The sequence below is a fragment of the Streptomyces sp. NPDC107522 genome (genome assembly GCF_055657525.1).
The window spans coordinates 129,817-147,676 of the sequence record NZ_JBVKAU010000007.1; the positions used below are offsets into that span (position 1 = coordinate 129,817).

General features: G+C 68.8%; 17 protein-coding genes. 14 read left to right on the forward strand and 3 right to left on the reverse strand.

Annotation, left to right across the window (positions count from 1 at the left end; all coding sequences use genetic code 11):
• Positions 1–6 precede the first annotated feature (6 nt).
• Positions 7–702: a demethylmenaquinone methyltransferase gene (locus tag ACZ7L6_RS23835; protein WP_471927076.1), complete on the forward strand. Its 696-nt coding sequence runs from the start codon at positions 7–9 to the stop codon at positions 700–702.
• A 34-nt stretch (positions 703–736) separates the two neighbouring features.
• Here ACZ7L6_RS23835 and ACZ7L6_RS23840 read toward each other — a convergent pair whose 3' ends face one another.
• A complete protein-coding gene (locus tag ACZ7L6_RS23840; RefSeq protein WP_471927516.1) occupies positions 737–1,048 on the reverse strand; it encodes a PASTA domain-containing protein in 312 nt (103 codons plus the stop codon).
• A gap of 110 nt (positions 1,049–1,158) precedes the next feature.
• The gene (locus tag ACZ7L6_RS23845) at positions 1,159–1,683 is read right to left on the reverse strand and encodes a GNAT family N-acetyltransferase (RefSeq protein ID WP_471927078.1); all 525 of its coding nucleotides are present in this window, start codon (positions 1,681–1,683) and stop codon (positions 1,159–1,161) included.
• Positions 1,684–1,780: 97 nt separating this feature from the next.
• Between ACZ7L6_RS23845 and ACZ7L6_RS23850 the strand changes: the two genes are divergently transcribed.
• Both ACZ7L6_RS23850 and ACZ7L6_RS23855 read left to right on the forward strand, forming a co-directional pair.
• The gene (locus ACZ7L6_RS23850; protein ID WP_471927080.1) at positions 1,781–3,088 is read left to right on the forward strand and encodes a geranylgeranyl reductase family protein; all 1,308 of its coding nucleotides are present in this window, start codon (positions 1,781–1,783) and stop codon (positions 3,086–3,088) included.
• Between the two features lie 493 nt (positions 3,089–3,581).
• Positions 3,582–5,408: a hydroxysqualene dehydroxylase gene (locus ACZ7L6_RS23855; protein ID WP_471927082.1), complete on the forward strand. Its 1,827-nt coding sequence runs from the start codon at positions 3,582–3,584 to the stop codon at positions 5,406–5,408.
• A gap of 54 nt (positions 5,409–5,462) precedes the next feature.
• Here the strand turns inward: ACZ7L6_RS23855 and ACZ7L6_RS23860 are convergent, their stop codons facing one another.
• The gene (locus tag ACZ7L6_RS23860) at positions 5,463–6,290 is read right to left on the reverse strand and encodes a C40 family peptidase (RefSeq protein WP_471927084.1); all 828 of its coding nucleotides are present in this window, start codon (positions 6,288–6,290) and stop codon (positions 5,463–5,465) included.
• Between the two features lie 712 nt (positions 6,291–7,002).
• Between ACZ7L6_RS23860 and ACZ7L6_RS23865 the strand changes: the two genes are divergently transcribed.
• The 11 genes from ACZ7L6_RS23865 to nuoK are packed head-to-tail and all read left to right on the forward strand — an operon-like array spanning position 7,003 to position 17,858.
• The gene (locus tag ACZ7L6_RS23865; protein WP_003992243.1) at positions 7,003–7,362 is read left to right on the forward strand and encodes an NADH-quinone oxidoreductase subunit A; all 360 of its coding nucleotides are present in this window, start codon (positions 7,003–7,005) and stop codon (positions 7,360–7,362) included.
• Positions 7,363–7,377: 15 nt separating this feature from the next.
• Entirely contained in the window at positions 7,378–7,932 is a 555-nt protein-coding gene (locus ACZ7L6_RS23870) for a NuoB/complex I 20 kDa subunit family protein (RefSeq protein WP_003998928.1), read from the forward strand.
• Complete coding sequence (locus ACZ7L6_RS23875; protein ID WP_471927086.1) at positions 7,929–8,690, forward strand: NADH-quinone oxidoreductase subunit C; 762 nt, start codon at positions 7,929–7,931, stop codon at positions 8,688–8,690. Before ACZ7L6_RS23870 ends, ACZ7L6_RS23875 begins: the two co-directional genes overlap by 4 nt.
• Complete coding sequence (locus tag ACZ7L6_RS23880; RefSeq protein ID WP_433045513.1) at positions 8,687–10,009, forward strand: NADH-quinone oxidoreductase subunit D; 1,323 nt, start codon at positions 8,687–8,689, stop codon at positions 10,007–10,009. Before ACZ7L6_RS23875 ends, ACZ7L6_RS23880 begins: the two co-directional genes overlap by 4 nt.
• Positions 10,006–10,878: an NADH-quinone oxidoreductase subunit NuoE gene (gene nuoE, locus ACZ7L6_RS23885; RefSeq protein WP_471927088.1), complete on the forward strand. Its 873-nt coding sequence runs from the start codon at positions 10,006–10,008 to the stop codon at positions 10,876–10,878. The genes ACZ7L6_RS23880 and nuoE overlap by 4 nt, the downstream gene beginning before the upstream one ends.
• Positions 10,878–12,227, forward strand: a complete 1,350-nt coding sequence (nuoF, locus tag ACZ7L6_RS23890) for an NADH-quinone oxidoreductase subunit NuoF (protein WP_398820015.1) — start codon at positions 10,878–10,880, stop codon at positions 12,225–12,227. The genes nuoE and nuoF overlap by 1 nt, the downstream gene beginning before the upstream one ends.
• A complete protein-coding gene (locus tag ACZ7L6_RS23895; RefSeq protein ID WP_471927090.1) occupies positions 12,224–14,728 on the forward strand; it encodes an NADH-quinone oxidoreductase subunit G in 2,505 nt (834 codons plus the stop codon). Before nuoF ends, ACZ7L6_RS23895 begins: the two co-directional genes overlap by 4 nt.
• Entirely contained in the window at positions 14,725–16,089 is a 1,365-nt protein-coding gene (nuoH, locus tag ACZ7L6_RS23900; RefSeq protein ID WP_471927092.1) for an NADH-quinone oxidoreductase subunit NuoH, read from the forward strand. The genes ACZ7L6_RS23895 and nuoH overlap by 4 nt, the downstream gene beginning before the upstream one ends.
• The gene (gene nuoI, locus ACZ7L6_RS23905) at positions 16,082–16,723 is read left to right on the forward strand and encodes an NADH-quinone oxidoreductase subunit NuoI (protein WP_471927094.1); all 642 of its coding nucleotides are present in this window, start codon (positions 16,082–16,084) and stop codon (positions 16,721–16,723) included. The genes nuoH and nuoI overlap by 8 nt, the downstream gene beginning before the upstream one ends.
• Positions 16,720–17,562 (forward strand): NADH-quinone oxidoreductase subunit J, encoded by an 843-nt coding sequence (locus ACZ7L6_RS23910; RefSeq protein ID WP_471927096.1) that lies wholly within the window; start codon positions 16,720–16,722, stop codon positions 17,560–17,562. The genes nuoI and ACZ7L6_RS23910 overlap by 4 nt, the downstream gene beginning before the upstream one ends.
• Positions 17,559–17,858 carry an NADH-quinone oxidoreductase subunit NuoK gene (nuoK, locus tag ACZ7L6_RS23915; RefSeq protein ID WP_433045534.1) on the forward strand — a complete coding sequence of 100 codons (300 nt, stop codon included), beginning with the start codon at positions 17,559–17,561 and terminating at the stop codon, positions 17,856–17,858. The genes ACZ7L6_RS23910 and nuoK overlap by 4 nt, the downstream gene beginning before the upstream one ends.
• Positions 17,859–17,860: the final 2 nt, after the last annotated feature.

The window sequence follows — 17,860 nt, forward strand, 5'->3', positions numbered from 1 at the left end:
GGGCCCGTGACCCGCGCATCCCTGGACAAGCAGCCGCACGAAGTCGCCTCGATGTTCGACAACGTGGCGGAACGGTACGACCTGACCAACGACGTGCTGTCGCTCGGCCAGGACCGCAGATGGCGCAAGGAGGTCGCGAAGGCCGTCGACGCCCGCCCAGCGCAGAAGGTCCTCGACCTCGCCGCGGGGACGGCCACCTCCTCGCTGCCCTTCGCACAGACGGGCGCGTACGTCGTCCCCTGCGACTTCTCCCTCGGCATGCTCCAGGTCGGCAAGCGCAAGCACACCTGGCTGCCGTTCACGGCGGGCGACGCGACGAGGCTGCCGTTCAAGGACGACACCTTCGACGCCGTGACGATCTCCTTCGGGCTGCGCAACGTCCAGGACTTCGACGCCGCCCTGCGCGAGATGTACCGGGTGACGCGGCCCGGCGGGCGGGTCGTGATCTGCGAGTTCTCACACCCGACCTGGGCGCCCTTCCGCACCGTCTACACCGAGTACCTGATGCGCGCCCTGCCCCCCGTCGCCCGCGCGGTGTCCTCCAACCCCGACGCGTACGTCTACCTCGCCGAGTCCATCCGCGCCTGGCCCGACCAGCCGGCCCTCGCCGAGCGTCTGCGCAAGGCCGGCTGGTCGAAGGTGGCGTGGCGGAACCTGACGGGCGGGGTGGTGGCCCTGCACCGGGGCTTCAAGGAGAGCTGAGTCCCGGGCCGCAGGCTGGGCCGAGCGCCCGGCTTCAGGCAGAGCTGACGACGGCGTACGGGTCCCCGGGCTCGTCGAGTTCGCGCTGCAGTCCGCCCGAGGGCGGCCATGGGGTGCGTGGCTCGCGTACGCCTCCGCCGCCCTCGCCCTCTGCGAAGTCGAACCAGATGTACACCATCGAGTTCCGCGGCACCTCGGCACCGGGCTGGGGGTACTGGCGTACGACGTAGTCGACGACGGTGAGGTGGAAGTCCGGCCGGTCCGGTGCGTTGAGGAGCAGGCCGTGCGATTTCGCTTCCTCGCGCGCGTCCATGGCCATCAGTCCGACGAGCTTCGGCACACGCACCTCGGGCGTTTTGGGTGTTATACGCACAGATGTCACCCCCAGCGGTACTGGCAGGGTAACCGCCCGGGGGTACCGTCCGGAAGCGTCAAGTACCTTTCTGTAGCAGTCGGTTACTCTACGTGAGCGCTCTGCAGGTCGAGCCGGAAACAGAGTGCGTCCTCCGGAAGCCGCGGATGCGGGAAGGTCTCCGCCGGCTTCATGCCGAGGCGCCGGGTGACCGCGATGGACCGCTCGTTTCCGGGTCTGACCAGCGCCACGACACCCGGCACGCCCGCCGCCCTGAGCCGGTCCAGCGTCATCCGCGCGGCCGCGGTGACGTACCCCTTGCCCCAGTACTCCCGGCCGAGCCGCCAACCGATCTCGATCTCGCCCGTGGGACCCCAGTCCTGCTCCCACGGCTGGGCGCCCGTGAAGCCGATGACCTGCCCGTCCTCGTCGAGCATGGTCCACAGGCAGAACCCCCGCTCGGCGTCGTGCCGGCGCTGGCGGGCGGTGAGCTCCTCGTAGACGGACAGCTCCGCGGCCCTGCCGCCGTGGAACTCCATGACATCCGGGTGGGCGAAGACCCGGTGCCAGGCGAACGCGTCCTCGTCGGTGGGCACACGCAGCCGTACTGCGGGGAGAGCTCGGTTCACAGGGCAGCCCTTCAGCCGGGTGATCAATTCTGCTGAATAGACTGCCCATGTCCAGTGCCGGTCGGCACGCAGATTTCGAACCCGGGGAGATCCAGCCGTGACCGTCGTGACCGAGCCCCACTCCTCCCCTCTCTCCGAGAACACCGCCGATGTGATCGTCGTGGGCGCGGGGCCGGCCGGCTCCACGACGGCGTACCACCTGGCCAAGTCCGGCCTCGACGTACTCCTGTTGGAGAAGACCGAGTTCCCCAGGGAGAAGGTCTGCGGTGACGGCCTGACCCCGCGCGCGGTCAAACAGCTGGTGGCGATGGGCATCGACATCTCCGAGGAAGCCGGCTGGCTGCGCAACAAGGGCCTGCGGATCATCGGCGGCGGTGTGCGCCTCCAGCTGGACTGGCCGGATCTCGCCTCCTTCCCCGACTACGGCCTCGTCCGCAAGCGCGACGACTTCGACGAGCAACTCGCCCGCCAGGCCCAGAAGGCCGGCGCCCGGCTCTACGAGCGCTGCAACGTCGGCGCCCCGATCATCGACGACCGCACCGGCCGCATCACCGGCGTCCACGCCAAGCTGGGTGAGGAGAAGCGCGAGGTCACCTTCCACGCGCCGCTGGTCGTCGCCGCCGACGGCAACTCCACCCGCCTGTCCCTGGCGATGGGCCTGCACCGCCGCGAGGACCGCCCGATGGGCGTGGCCGTACGGACGTATTTCGAAAGCCCCCGCCACGAGGACGACTACCTCGAGTCCTGGCTGGAGCTGTGGGACCGCCGCGGGCCGGGCGAGGACCGCTTGCTCCCGGGCTACGGCTGGATCTTCGGCATGGGCGACGGCACGTCGAACGTCGGCCTGGGGGTGCTCAACACCTCCGACTCCTTCAAGGAGCTGGACTGGCGCGAGGTGCTGAAGGCCTGGTGCGCGTCGATGCCGGAGGACTGGGGCTACACGCCGGAGAACATGACGGGCCCGATCCGCGGGGCCGCGCTGCCCATGGCCTTCAACCGGCAGCCCCACTACACCAAGGGCCTGCTGCTGGTCGGCGACGCCGGTGGTCTGGTGAACCCCTTCAACGGCGAGGGCATCGCCTACGCCATGGAGTCCGGCCAGATCGCCGCCGACGTCATCGTCCAGGCCCACGCCCGCTCGACCCCCGCGGGACGTGAACTCGCCCTCCAGCGCTACCCGCGCGTCCTGAAGGACACCTACGGCGGCTACTACACGCTCGGCCGCGCCTTCGTGAAGCTCATCGGCAACCCGAAGGTCATGAAGATCGCGACCCAGCGCGGCCTGACCCACCCCCTGCTGATGAAGTTCACGCTGAAGCTGCTCGCGAACCTCACGGACCCGACCGGCGGCGACGCGATGGACCGCATCATCAACGGCCTCAGCAAGGTGGCGCCGAAGGCGTGACGAGGCGGTCCGAGACGACCGCACCATTCCGGCATGACGATCTTCCTCGGTGACATAGTCGACTCAGGCGCTCCACGGATGGTGGGCGAGCGTGAGCACGTGGCGCCGAGGGGGATTCATGCGATTGGCGATATCGGCGCTCATCTTCGTCGTGTTGCTGGCCGTGCTGATCTGGGGGGCTGATCCGCGCGGTCAGGGCATTGAACGCCGGCCGGGCGGGCGCGGATCCGCCACCTGCGCTGCGGCCTCCCCTGCCCGACCCGGGAACGACACGGCGGCCCCTGCTCACCGTGGCCTCTGAACTTGCTGCGGTCATCGGCCTGGTCGTCGCCTTCCTCGCATTTGTCACGAGGAACTAGAGGAACTGGGCGCGGCCGACGGGCCTTGCCCTTCTTCCCTTCTGCCGTTCTCCCGCTGCGGGTTGTGAGGATGCTGTGGCCGGCCGGGAAACAGGCTTCCGACCTGCGCGGCCCCTCCCTACCCTCCGGGACTCATGACAACAGAACACACGCACGAGTCCCAGGAGCAGTCCGGCCCCCCGCAAACCGGCCACACCCGCAGACGCTTCCTGGCCGGTGCCGGGGGAGTCGCCGGCGCCCTCGCCTTATGGCCCGCCGGCACCGCGCAGGCCGCCGCGGGCAGACGCGTCGCCGTCCTCGGCGGCGGGGTCTCCGGCCTGAGCGCCGCCCACGAACTCGCCGAACGCGGCTACGCCGTCACCGTCTACGAGTACTACGACGCCCTCGGCGGCAAGGCCCGCTCGATGCCCGTCCCCGGCACGGCGGCCGGCGGCCGGAAGGACCTGCCCGCCGAACACGGCTTCCGCTTCTTCCCCGGCTTCTACCGGAACCTGCCGGACACCATGCGCCGCATACCCGTCCCCGGCAACGCGAACGGCGTCCACGACAACCTCGTCAGCGGCACCGAGGCCCTGTTCGCCCGCGCAGGCGGCCGCCCCGACCTGCACTTCCCGCTCCGCCGCGTCACCACCCCGCCCCGCCCCGGCGACCTCACCCTCAGCTGGATCCGCGACCAGATCCTCTCGGTCCTGGACCTCGGCACCCGCCTCCCCGCCCACGAGGCCGCCTACTTCGCCGACCGCCTCCTCGTCCACCTCACCAGCTGCGACGCCCGCCGTGAGCACCAGTGGGAGAAGGTCGCATGGTGGGACTTCATACGCGCCGAGGAGATGAGCGAGGAGTACCGGACCGTCCTCGGCGTCGGCCAGACCCGCAACCTGGTCGCCACGCGCGCGGAGGTGGCGTCCACTCGAACCGTAGGCCGCGTCATCATCGAGGCCCTGCTCCTGTGGGGCCTGCTCGGCCGCGGCATGGACGGCGACGCCGACATCGACCGCGTCCTCAACGCCCCCACCAGTGAGGCCTGGATCGACCCCTGGGAGGCCCACCTGCGCTCCCTCGGCGTCGAATTTGTCCTCGGGACCCAGGTCCGCGAGGTCCGCTACGACGCCGGCCGCGTCACCGGCGTCCGCGTCTCGGCCCGCGACAGCGGCGACGAACGCACGGTCACCGCCGACCACTACATCTGCGCCCTGCCGGTCGAGCACGCACGCGCGACGTGGGGCCCCGCCCTGCGCGCCGCCGACCCGCAGCTCGCCAGGTGCGACGCGCTCCGGACGGACTGGATGACCGGGGTGATGTTCTATCTGCGCACGCCCACACCCGTGGTGCACGGCCACATCAACTGCCTCGACTCACCCTGGTCTGTGACCGCCGTCGGCCAGGCCCAGTTCTGGGACGGACGGGACTTCCCCCGCGACTACGGCGACGGGCGGGCCCACGACTGCCTCTCCGCGATCATCTCGGAATGGGACAAGCCCGGCATCCTCTACGGCAAGACGGCCAAGGAATGCACCAAGGAGGAGGTCGTCGCCGAACTCTGGGCCCAGCTGAAGGGCGGCCTGAACGACGCCGGCAAGACCACGCTCCGGGACGAGGACCGCCTCGGCTGGTTCATGGACCCCGCGGTGACGGGCCTCGGCGGCCCCGAGCCGCGCAACCGCGAGCAGCTCCTCATCCACCCCACGGGGACCCTCTACAACCGCCCCACGGCCCGCACGAGGGTCCCGAACTTCTTCCTCGCGGGCGACTACGTCCGCACCGACGTGGACCTGGCCACGATGGAGGGCGCCAACGAGTCGGCACGCCTCGCGGTCAACGCGGTCCTGGACGCGGACAATTCGGGCGCCGACCGGTGTGGGATCTGGGAGCTGTACCGGCCTCCGGAGCTGGAGCCCCTCAAGCGCGTCGACGAGGTGCGCTACAAGCTGGGCCTGCCCAACACCTTCGACCTGGGATGAGACAGAAGGGCCGCTGCCCCCGAGCGGCTGCGGCCCTTCCGAAGACCTTACGGCTCAGAGCACGCGCACGGCACCCGACGCCGGGTACCCGGAGAGGTCCTGGATGACGACACCCTTGGAGGGGTTGGCCGCGTCCAGGTACTGGCCGTTCCCGATGTAGACACCCACGTGGTACGCGGAGCCCTTGCCACCCCAGTAGAGGATGTCGCCGACCTGGATCTGCGAGAGCGGGATGTCGGTGCCGGACATCGACTGGTCCTGCGAGACCCGCGGCAGGTCGACGCCGACCTGCTTGAACGCGGCCTGGACCAGGCTGGAGCAGTCCCACGCGTTGGGGCCGGTGGCACCCATGACGTACGCGTCGCCCAGTTGCGCCTTGAGGAAGGAGATCACCGTCCCGACGCTGCCGCTCGCGGGAGCGGACACGCTCGTGCTCGCGGAAGCGGACAGGGTGGCCCGCTCGGTGGAACGCGAGGCGGCGGCCTCTGCGGCGGCCCTGCGGGCCTCCTCGGCCTTCTTCTTGGCCTCGGCCTTCTTCTTCGCCTCGGCGAGGTCCTTCTTGGCTTCCTTGGCCGCCGCTGCGGCAGCCGCGTCACGCTCGGCGTCGAGCTCGTAGTTCGCCGCCGCCAGCTGAGTGGCGTCCGCGGACTGGGCGAGCTGGTCGGCCAGGTCACCCGTGAGGGTGGGCAGTTCGATGGTCTGCGTCACCGGCTCGGCGGCGTTCGCCGTGGCCGACGCACCTGCCGCTGCCATGCTGAGGACGCCACCGGCAACTCCGGCGCGCATCGCGATGGTCGTCGACGCGGTGCGGCGGGGCTTCCGGTGGCTGCGTATGTGAGCGGTGTGGGACATGAGAACAACCGGTATCAGGGGCTCCTCCATACCTTCAAGAAACGTGTGCTGCGCCACAATTGCTCAATGGCCGCCCCAAATCCCCGGTGCATCGCCCTTTATTGACGCCGTAACGGACATTGCGGACGCCCTCGATTCGGCCCGTGATCACGGCCTTTCATCATTAAGTCCGAATTGCCCATCGCTTACCACTGGTTGGGACCGGTGGCCAAGCCCGGTTCTCGAGGTCTCTCATTGATGTGGTGGAGGTCACGCAACGATCACGGCCGCGTGTGCGTCCTGTGCCCGGATCCCGCTGTCCGTCGCTCGTGAATGCGTGCACGCGTCCACATCCCGCTCCGAAGCTCCCTCCGATGTGTGAACGGGCCCTCTATCAAGACCTCCGGTCCAGCACCAATTTGCATGCAAGGGAACTCTCTTGATATGGAGACGCCCCTTCCGAGCTGCATCGACGAGCGAAAATGTCACCTCTGGTGATCACTCGGACGCTTCTCGTAGGAAGATCGCCACTCCTCCGGCTTCATGATCCTTCGTCAGGTGGTGGAGATCACAAAGCTTGTGTAATACCCCGTGTCGCAGATCACAGAGTGGCGGGCATAAGATGCGAGGCAGTTGGGCTTGTGACCTGCTTCACATGTTCTCGATCTTCGCCGGGACGAGCGGGGCTCGTGGGAGCGGTGAGGCGGCTGTGAGCCCAGTGCAACCGCCAGCAGTCAGTGCCGACTGAGAGGAGCGAGGAGCGGTGAACGCGTATGCGCCCATCCTCGTACTGGGAGCCCTCGGGGCAGGCTTTGCGATCTTCTCCGTGGTCATGGCCACGCTGATCGGTCCGAAGCGATACAACCGGGCCAAGCTCGAGGCCTACGAGTGCGGTATCGAGCCGACCCCCACGCCGGCCGGCGGCGGGCGCTTCCCCATCAAGTACTACCTGACGGCGATGCTCTTCATCGTCTTCGACATCGAGATCGTCTTCCTCTACCCCTGGGCCGTCACCTTCGACGCCCTGGGGATTTTCGGGCTCGTGGAGATGCTGCTCTTCGTGCTCACCGTCTTCGTCGCGTACGCGTACGTATGGCGGCGCGGCGGCCTGGAATGGGACTGAGGGGCCTTTAACGACATGGGACTCGAAGAAAAGCTGCCGAGCGGATTCCTGCTGACCACCGTCGAGCAGGCCGCGGGCTGGGTGCGCAAGGCGTCCGTCTTCCCGGCCACCTTCGGCCTCGCCTGCTGCGCCATCGAGATGATGACCACCGGCGCCGGCCGCTACGACCTGGCGCGCTTCGGCATGGAGGTCTTCCGCGGATCCCCGCGCCAGGCCGACCTGATGATCGTCGCCGGCCGGGTCAGCCAGAAGATGGCGCCGGTGCTCAGGCAGGTCTACGACCAGATGCCGAACCCCAAGTGGGTGATCTCCATGGGGGTCTGCGCCTCCTCGGGCGGCATGTTCAACAACTACGCGATCGTCCAGGGCGTCGACCACATCGTCCCGGTCGACATCTATCTCCCCGGCTGCCCGCCACGGCCGGAGATGCTCATGGACGCCATCCTCAAACTGCACCAGAAGATCCAGACCTCCAAGCTCGGCGTGAACGCCGAGGAAGCGGCCCGCGAGGCGGAGGAAGCGGCGCTCAAGGCCCTGCCCACGATCGAGATGAAGGGGCTGCTGCGGTGAGCGACGCGAACGGCACCAACGGGGCGAACGGGTCGAACGGGGTCAACCCCGAGAAGGACCTCTCCGCCTCCAATCTTCCCGGCCAGCGCGGCCAGGGCGGTGAGGAGATCCGCGTCCAGCGCGGCATGTTCGGCGCCAACAACGGCGGCGACACCTCCGGCTACGGCGGCCTGGTCCGCTCGGTCCGGCTCCCGGGACCGGCGAGCAGGCCGTACGGCGGCTGGTTCGACGAGGTCGCCGATGAACTCGAGGGCGCGCTGGAGGAACAGGGACTCCTCCCCGACAACGCCATCGAGAAGACGGTCGTCGACCGCGGCGAACTCACCTTCCACATCGAACGCGAACACCTGGTCCGCGTCGCCCGCACCCTGCGCGACGACCCGGCCCTGCGCTTCGAACTGTGCACCGGCGTCAGCGGCGTCCACTACCCCAGCGACAAGGGCCGCGAGCTCCACGCCGTCTACCACCTGCGCTCGATCACCCACAACCGGCTGATCCGCCTCGAAGTCAGCGCCCCCGACAGCGACCCGCACATCCCGTCGCTCGTCTCCGTGTATCCGACCAACGACTGGCACGAGCGCGAGACGTACGACTTTTTCGGCATCGTCTTCGACGGTCACCCGGCCCTGACGCGGATCATGATGCCGGACGACTGGCAGGGCCACCCGCAGCGCAAGGACTACCCCCTCGGCGGCATCCCCGTCGAGTACAAGGGCGCCCAGATCCCGGCTCCGGACCAGCGGAGGTCGTACTCGTGAGCACGCAGTCAGCAGCCGCCCGCGAAACCACCGAGGGCACCGTATATACGGTCACCGGTGGCGACTGGGACGAGGTCGTCGAGTCCGCGGCCCGCGCCGACGACGAACGCATCGTCGTCAACATGGGCCCCCAGCACCCCTCCACCCACGGAGTGCTGCGCCTCATCCTGGAGATCGAGGGCGAGACCGTCACCGAGGCCCGCTGCGGCATCGGCTATCTCCACACCGGCATCGAGAAGAACCTCGAGTACCGGACCTGGACGCAGGGCACCACGTTCGTGACGCGCATGGATTACCTGACGTCCTTCTTCAACGAGACCGCCTACTGTCTCGCCGTCGAGAAGCTCCTCGGCATCGAGGACCAGATCACCGAGCGCGCCAAGATCATCCGGGTGCTCCTCATGGAGCTGAACCGGCTCTCCTCCCACCTGGTGTGCATCGCCACCGGCGGCATGGAGCTCGGCGCCACCACGATCATGATCTACGGATTCCGTGATCGTGAAATGATTCTCGACATCTACGAGCTGGTCACGGGCCTGCGCATGAACCACGCGTACATCCGGCCCGGCGGACTCGCCCAGGACCTGCCGCCCGGCGCGGTGGACCAGATCCGCGAGTTCGTGAAGAAGATGAAGAAGAACCTCCCGGAGTACGACAAGCTCGCCACCGGGAACCCCATCTTCAAGGCCCGTATGCAGGACATCGGCTACCTCGACCTGGCCGGCTGCATGGCCCTCGGCGCCACCGGCCCGATCCTGCGCTCCACCGGCCTGCCGCACGACCTGCGCAAGGCACAGCCGTACTGCGACTACGAGACGTACGACTTCGAGATCCCGACCGCCGACACCTGCGACTCCTACGGGCGCTTCCTGATCCGCCTGGAGGAGATGCGCCAGTCGCTCGGGATCGTCGAGCAGTGCCTGGACCGGCTCCAGCCCGGCCCGGTCATGGTCGCCGACAAGAAGATCGCCTGGCCCGCCCAGCTCGCACTGGGACCGGACGGACTGGGCAACTCCCTCGACCACATCAAGAAGATCATGGGCACCTCCATGGAGGCCCTGATCCACCACTTCAAGCTGGTCACCGAGGGCTTCCGCGTCCCGCCGGGACAGGCGTACGCGGCCGTCGAGTCGCCCAAGGGCGAGCTCGGAGTGCACGCCGTGTCCGACGGCGGCACCCGCCCCTTCCGGGTCCACTTCCGCGACCCGTCCTTCACCAACCTGCAGGCCATGGCGGCGATGTGCGAGGGCGGCCAGGTCGCCGACGTCATCGTCGCCGTCGCGTCCATCGACCCCGTGATGGGAGGCGTCGACCGGTGACCACCTCTTCTTCCGAGCGGGGCGTCAGCCTGGGCATGCCCCAACTGCCCGCGCCCGGCTACCCGGACGACGTTCGAGCCCGGCTGGAGGCCGACGCGCGCGAGATCATCGCCCGCTACCCGGACTCCCGGTCCGCCCTCCTGCCGTTGCTGCACCTCGTGCAGTCGGAGGAGGGCCATGTCACGCGCACCGGGATGCAGTTCTGCGCGGACGTGCTCGACCTGACCACGGCCGAGGTCACCGCGGTCGCCACCTTCTACACCATGTACCGGCGCAAGCCGAGCGGTGACTACCAGGTGGGCGTCTGCACCAACACCCTGTGCGCGGTGATGGGCGGTGACGCGATCTTCGAGGAGCTCCAGGAGCACCTGGGCGTCGGCAACGGCGAGACCACCGACGACGGCAAGGTCACCCTGGAGCACATCGAGTGCAACGCCGCCTGCGACTACGCGCCCGTCGTGATGGTCAACTGGGAGTTCTTCGACAACCAGACCCCGGCGAGCGCCAAGCGCCTCGTCGACGACCTGCGCGAGGGGCGGCCCGTCGAGCCGACGCGCGGGGCGCGGCTGTGCACCTTCAAGGAGACCGCGCGGATCCTGGCCGGCTTCCCCGACGAGCGGCCCGGGGCCGTCGAGGAAAGCGGCAGTGCGGGACCGGCGTCACTGGTGGGCCTCCGCCTGGCCAGGGGAGAGACCGCACCCGCGCGCGTGGTCCATCCGCGGGAGGGCGGCCCGCACGAGGGGCCGCAGGACAGGGCAATGCACGAACCGTCGCCGGCTGAACACCTCAGCTCGCACGACGCGCCGCAGACAACGTCCGCGTCCGACCCAGCCCACCCGGCAGGGCCTGTCGCCGAGGAGGGGGAGTGATGACGTTGGCACCCGAACTGAAGGAAAACAGCCCCGAGAAGCTGCTCGCACCCGTGCTGTCGGCCTTCTGGGACGAGGACAGGTCCTGGACGCTGGACGTCTACCGAAGGCACGAAGGATACGAGGGGCTTCGCAAGGCGCTCGCCATGTCGCCGGACGACCTGATCGCGTACGTCAAGGACTCCGGTCTGCGCGGGCGCGGCGGCGCGGGATTCCCGACGGGAATGAAATGGCAGTTCATTCCCCAGGGTGATGGAAAACCGCACTATCTAGTTGTCAACGCCGACGAATCGGAGCCCGGAACCTGCAAGGACATCCCGCTCCTCTTCGCGAACCCGCATAGCCTCATCGAGGGCATTGTCATCGCGTGTTATGCCATCAGGTCTTCGCATGCCTTCATCTATCTGCGTGGTGAAGTCGTCCCCGTGCTGCGGCGGTTGCACTCGGCCGTGAGCGAGGCCTATGCGGCCGGCTACCTCGGCGAGAACATCCTCGGCAGTGGCCTCGACCTCGAACTCACCGTGCACGCGGGCGCGGGCGCGTACATCTGCGGTGAGGAGACCGCACTGCTCGACTCGCTCGAAGGCCGCCGTGGTCAACCGCGGCTCCGTCCTCCCTTCCCTGCGGTGGCAGGTCTCTACGCCTGCCCGACTGTTGTGAACAACGTCGAGTCGATCGCCTCGGTTCCCGCGATTCTGAATCGGGGCAAAGAATGGTTCCGCTCGATGGGTAGCGAGAAGTCCCCGGGCTTCACCCTGTACTCGCTCAGCGGCCACGTCGCCAACCCCGGCCAGTACGAGGCACCGCTCGGCATCACACTCCGCCAGCTCCTCGAAATGAGCGGCGGAATGCGCCCCGGGCATCGCCTGAAGTTCTGGACGCCCGGCGGCTCCTCGACACCGATGTTCACCGACGAGCACCTCGACGTCCCCCTTGATTACGAAGGAGTGGGCGCCGCGGGTTCCATGCTCGGCACGAAGGCCCTGCAGTGCTTCGACGAGACGACCTGCGTCGTACGCGCCGTCACCCGCTGGACCGAGTTCTACGCCCACGAGTCCTGCGGCAAGTGCACGCCCTGCCGCGAAGGCACGTACTGGCTCGTGCAGTTGCTTCGAGACATCGAGGCCGGCAAGGGCGTGATGAGTGACCTCGACAAGCTGAACGACATCGCCGACAACATCAACGGCAAGTCCTTCTGCGCCCTCGGCGACGGCGCCGCCTCGCCGATCTTCTCCTCGCTGAAGTACTTCCGTGAGGAGTACGAGCAGCACATCACGGGCCGTGGCTGCCCCTTCGACCCGGCCAAGTCGACGGCCTGGGCCGATCACCGCACGGAGGTGAACGCATGACCGTGACCACCAATGCTCCCTCGGGAGGGGGAGAGGCGGCGGTCCCGCCGGAAGATCTCGTGACGCTGACGATCGACGGCGTCGAGATCAGCGTGCCGAAGGGCACCCTGGTCATCCGGGCCGCCGAGCAGCTCGGCATCGAGATCCCCCGCTTCTGCGACCACCCCCTCCTCGACCCGGCCGGCGCCTGCCGCCAGTGCATCGTCGAGGTCGAGGGCCAGCGCAAGCCGATGGCCTCCTGCACCATCACCTGCACCGACGGCATGGTCGTGAAGACGCACCTCACCTCGCCGGTCGCGGAGAAGGCCCAGAAGGGTGTGATGGAGCTCCTGCTCATCAACCACCCGCTGGACTGCCCGGTCTGCGACAAGGGCGGCGAGTGCCCGCTGCAGAACCAGGCCATGTCGCACGGGCACGCCGAGTCCCGCTTCGAGGGAAGGAAGCGGACGTACGAGAAGCCCGTCCCGATCTCCACACAGGTGCTGCTCGACCGCGAGCGGTGCGTGCTGTGCGCCCGCTGCACCCGGTTCTCCAACCAGGTCGCGGGCGACCCGATGATCGAGCTGCTCGAGCGGGGCGCTCTCCAGCAGGTCGGCACCGGTGAGGGCGACCCGTTCGAGTCGTACTTCTCCGGCAACACCATCCAGATCTGCCCGGTCGGCGCGCTCACCTCGGCGGCGTACCGGTTCCGCTCCCGCCCCTTCGACCTCGTCTCCTCTCCGTCGGTCTGCGAGCACTGCTCCGGTGGCTGCGCGACGCGTACGGACCACCGGCGCGGCAAGGTCATGCGGCGGCTCGCGGCCTACGACCCCGAGGTCAACGAGGAGTGGATCTGCGACAAGGGCAGGTTCGCGTTCCGGTACGCCCAGCAGCGCGACCGGCTCGAGACACCGCTCGTGCGCAACGCCGAGGGCGACCTCGAACCGGCCTCCTGGCCGGAGGCGCTCCAGATCGCGGCTCAGGGACTGCTCGCCTCGCGTGGCCGGACCGGCGTGCTGACCGGCGGACGGCTCACCGTCGAGGACGCCTACGCGTACAGCAAGTTCGCGCGCGTGGCGCTCGACACCAACGACATCGACTTCCGCGCGCGCGTGCACAGCGGCGAGGAGGCCGACTTCCTGGCGGCCCGGGTCGCGGGCCACGGCCGCGACCTCGACGGCACGGGCGTCACCTACACCTCCCTGGAGAAGGCGCCGGCCGTCCTGCTGGCCGGGTTCGAGGCCGAGGAGGAGGCGCCCGGCATCTTCCTGCGGCTGCGCAAGGCCTGGCGCAAGCACGGCCAGAAGGTCTTCTCGCTCGCCACGCACGCGACGCGCGGCCTGGAGAAGGCCGGCGGAACGCTGCTGCCGGCAGCTCCGGGCACCGAGACCGAGTGGCTGGACGCGCTCGCGAGCGGGGTCGGCCTGGACGAGGCCGGTACGAAGGCGTCCGAGGCGCTGCGCGACGAGGGCGCGGTGATCGTCGTCGGCGAACGGCTGGCCGGTGTGCCGGGCGGGCTCACGGCTGCCGTACGGGCCGCTACGGCGACCGGCGCCAGGCTGGTGTGGATCCCGCGCCGGGCGGGGGAGCGAGGTGCCGTCGAGGCCGGTGCGCTGCCGTCGCTGCTGCCGGGAGGGCGTCCGGCGACGGACCCGCGCGCGCGTGACGAGGTCGCCGCCGTCTGGGGCCTGGCCGAACTCCCGCACCGCTACGGCCGTGACACGGGCCAGATCGTGGAGGCGGCCGCGACCGGCGAACTCCAGGCCCTGCTGGTCGCGGGCGTCGAGGTCGCCGACCTGCCCGACCCGGCACGCGCGCGTGAGGCGCTCGCCGAGGTCGGCTTCGTGGTGTCGCTGGAGCTGCGGCCCGGTGAGGTGACCGAGCTCGCCGATGTCGTGCTTCCGGTCGCGGCGGTCGCGGAGAAGGCCGGCACCTTCCTCAACTGGGAGGGCCGGGTGCGCTTCTTCGAGGCCGCGCTCAAGCCCGACCAGATGACCCGCCGCCTGGCTCCCACCGACGCGCGCGTGCTGCAGATGCTGGCCGACGCCATGGACGTACACCTGGGTCTGCCGGATCTGCGCACCACGCGCGCGGAGATCGACCGGCTCGGCCCCTGGGACGGGTCACGGGCCACCGAACCGCTGGCCACCGCCGATCAGTTGCCGCGGCCGGCCGCCGGAGAGGCCGTCCTCGCCGGGCACCGGCTGCTGCTCGACCAGGGCCTCCTCCAGGAGGGCGACGAGGCGCTCGCCGGTACCCGGCACGCCGCCAACGCGCGCCTGTCGGCCGCCACGGCCGCCGAGGCCGGCGTCAAGGCCGGCGACCTACTGGCCGTGACCGGCCCCGCCGGAGTCGTCGAACTCCCGCTGCAGGTCGCGGAGATGCCCGACCGCGTGGTGTGGCTCCCGCTGAACTCCACCGGCGGCGGCGTCGCCTCCGACACCGGGGCGCTGCCCGGCTCACTCGTCCGCATCGGCCCGGCGACCCTCGCCGAAGAGGCCCCCAAGGAGGTGGAGGCATGAGCCCGTACCTCGCCGCTGAAGACCTCTCGATGTTCGGCCGCGACCCCTGGTGGCTGGTCGTCGTCAAGGCGGTGTTCTGCTTCGCCTTCCTGATGGTGACCGTGCTGTTCTCCATCGTCTGGGAGCGCAAGGTCGTCGCCTGGATGCAGCTGCGCATCGGCCCCAACCGGCACGGCCCCTGGGGCATGCTCCAGTCGCTCGCCGACGGCATCAAGCTGATGCTCAAGGAAGACGTCATCGTCAAACGCGCGGACAAGGTGGTCTACGTCCTCGCGCCGATCGTCGCGGCCATCCCGGCCTTCATGGCGATCGCGGTGATCCCCTTCGGCCCGGCCGGCAACGAGATCTCGATCTTCGGCCAGCGCACCACGATGCAGCTCACCGACCTGCCGATCGCGATGCTCTACATCCTCGCGGTCGCCTCGGTCGGCATCTACGGCATCGTGCTGGCGGGTTGGAGTTCCGGATCGACCTATCCGCTGCTCGGTGGCCTGCGTTCCTGCGCGCAGATGATCTCGTACGAGATCGCCATGGGCGCCGCCTTCGCCTCGGTGTTCCTCTACTCCGGGTCGATGTCGACGTCGGCGATCGTCGAAGCGCAGCAGGACCGCTGGTACGTCGTGCTGCTGCCGGTCTCCTTCCTGATCTACATCGTGACGATGGTCGGCGAGACGAACCGCGCCCCCTTCGACATGCCGGAGTCGGAGGGCGACCTGGTCGGCGGCTTCAACACCGAGTACTCGTCGATCAAGTTCGCGATGTTCATGCTCGCCGAGTACGTGAACATGGTGACGGTCTCGGCCGTGTCGGTGACGCTCTTCCTGGGCGGCTGGCGGGCCCCGTACCCGGTCAGCGCCTTCTGGGAGGGCGCGAACCACGGCTGGTGGCCGCTCCTCTGGTTCGTGATCAAGGTTCAGCTGCTGCTCTTCTTCTTCATCTGGCTGCGCGGCACGCTGCCTCGCGTCCGCTACGACCAGCTGATGAAGCTCGGCTGGAAGGTCCTCATCCCGGTCTCCGTCGCATGGCTGATGCTCGTCGCGACCGTGCGGACTCTTCGCAACGAGAACTACGACTTCGCCGACATCGCCCTCTACGTCGGCGGCGGTGTCCTCGCGCTGCTGCTCCTGTCCTTCGTCGCGGACATGTTCCGCGAGCGGACGAAGGCGGCCGCGCAGGCAGCCGAGGAACCCGCCGGCTTCGACGCGATGGCGGGCGGATTCCCCGTACCGCCCCTGCCCGGACAGGAGCTTCCGCCGGTGCCGCGGCGCCGGTCGCGCCGCGAGCGGGAGCTGATTGTCAGTGGTGGCCCCGATACTCAGAGTGACGGATCTCTGGATGGAAAGGAGGCGTCCGATGGCTGAGGAGCCCAAGGAGACCAAGCCCGGTTTCCTGAACCCCGTGGCCGGCTTCGGCGTGACCTTCAAGGCCATGTTCAAGAAGCGGCTGACCGAGCAGTACCCGGAGCAGCAGAAGACCACCGCTCCGCGCTTCCACGGACGGCACCAGCTCAACCGCCATCCGGACGGCCTGGAGAAGTGCGTCGGCTGCGAGCTGTGCGCCTGGGCCTGCCCCGCCGACGCCATCTATGTGGAGGGCGCCGACAACACCGACGAGGAGCGCTACTCGCCGGGTGAGCGGTACGGCCGCGTGTACCAGATCAACTACGCCCGCTGCATCCTGTGCGGCCTGTGCATCGAGGCGTGTCCCACGCGCGCGTTGACGATGACGAACGAGTTCGAGCTCGCCGACTCCAGCCGCGCCAACCTCATCTACACCAAGGAGCAGCTGCTCGCCGGCCTCGAGGACGGCATGGTCGACACGCCCCACGCCATCTACCCGGGGACCGACGAGCAGGACTACTACCGGGGCCTGGTGACGGAGGCCGCGCCGGGTACGACCCGGCAGGTCGCGCTCTCCAAGGGCGAGGTCCCGCAGGAGGCCGCCTCCACCTCCGGCGAGGAAGAACCGGCGTCCGAGAAGGTGATCGGCCGATGACCGAGCAGCTCGCCGCCTACTCCACCTCCACCGGAGAGGCCGTCCAGTTCTGGATCCTCGGCACCGTCGCCGTGATCGGCGCCCTGTGCACCGTCTTCATGAAGAAGGCCGTGCACAGCGCGCTCTGTCTCGCCGGGACCATGATCGTGCTGGCGGTGTTCTATCTCGCCAACGGCGCCTACTTCCTGGGCGTCGTGCAGATCATCGTCTACACCGGCGCGATCATGATGCTCTTCCTGTTCGTGGTGATGCTCGTCGGCGTCACGGCCGCGGACTCCCTGAAGGAGACCATCAAGGGCCAGCGCTGGCTGGCCCTTCTCTGCGGCCTCGGCTTCGGCATCCTGCTGATCGCGGGCATCGGGAACGCTTCCCTGAAGGAGTTCAACGGCCTCGGCCAGGCGAACGCGAACGGCAATGTGGAGGGCATCGCGACCCTCCTGTTCACCAAGTACGTCTTCGCCTTCGAGATCACCGGCGCCCTGCTCATCACGGCCACCGTCGGCGCCATGCTGCTCACGCACCGAGAGCGCACCGAACGCGCCAAGACGCAGCGCGAGCTGTCCGAACAGCGCATCCGGGAAGGCAAGTACATCCCGCCGCTGCCGGCCCCCGGCGTGTACGCCCGGCACAACGCCGTGGACATCGCGGGCCTGCTGCCCGACGGCACCCCGTCCGAGCTCACCGTCAGCAAGACGCTGCGCGAGCGCGGCCAGATCCGCGACGTGTCCACCGAGGCACTCAACGATCTGAAGGCGCTGGAACAGCGCGCGGAGGAACGGCTGGAGCGGACCGCCATCGAGCCGTCGACCTTCAAGCGGCCGGAGGAGGCGTCGAAGTGAACCCGGTCAACTACCTCTACCTCGCCTGCCTGTTGTTCACGATCGGCGCCACGGGCGTGCTGATCAGGCGCAACGCGATCGTCGTGTTCATGTGCATCGAGCTGATGCTCAACGCCTGCAATCTCGCGCTCGTCGCCTTCTCCCGGATGCACGGCAATCTCGACGGCCAGATCATCGCCTTCTTCACGATGGTCGTTGCCGCAGCGGAGGTCGTCGTCGGGCTGGCGATCATCGTGTCGCTGTTCCGTTCCCGCCACTCGGCCTCGGTCGACGACGCCAGCCTGATGAAGCTCTAAGG

Excerpts from the sequence above, each read along its gene's own strand:
- ACZ7L6_RS23855 (WP_471927082.1), top strand. The coding sequence starts at position 3,582 with ATGACAACAGAACACACGCACGAGTCCCAGGAGCAGTCCGGCCCCCCG.
- ACZ7L6_RS23860 (WP_471927084.1), bottom strand. The coding sequence starts at position 6,290 with ATGGAGGAGCCCCTGATACCGGTTGTTCTCATGTCCCACACCGCTCAC.
- ACZ7L6_RS23870 (WP_003998928.1), top strand. The coding sequence starts at position 7,378 with ATGGGACTCGAAGAAAAGCTGCCGAGCGGATTCCTGCTGACCACCGTC.
- nuoF (WP_398820015.1), top strand. The coding sequence starts at position 10,878 with ATGACGTTGGCACCCGAACTGAAGGAAAACAGCCCCGAGAAGCTGCTC.
- ACZ7L6_RS23895 (WP_471927090.1), top strand. The coding sequence starts at position 12,224 with ATGACCGTGACCACCAATGCTCCCTCGGGAGGGGGAGAGGCGGCGGTC.
- nuoH (WP_471927092.1), top strand. The coding sequence starts at position 14,725 with ATGAGCCCGTACCTCGCCGCTGAAGACCTCTCGATGTTCGGCCGCGAC.
- nuoI (WP_471927094.1), top strand. The coding sequence starts at position 16,082 with ATGGCTGAGGAGCCCAAGGAGACCAAGCCCGGTTTCCTGAACCCCGTG.
- ACZ7L6_RS23910 (WP_471927096.1), top strand. The coding sequence starts at position 16,720 with ATGACCGAGCAGCTCGCCGCCTACTCCACCTCCACCGGAGAGGCCGTC.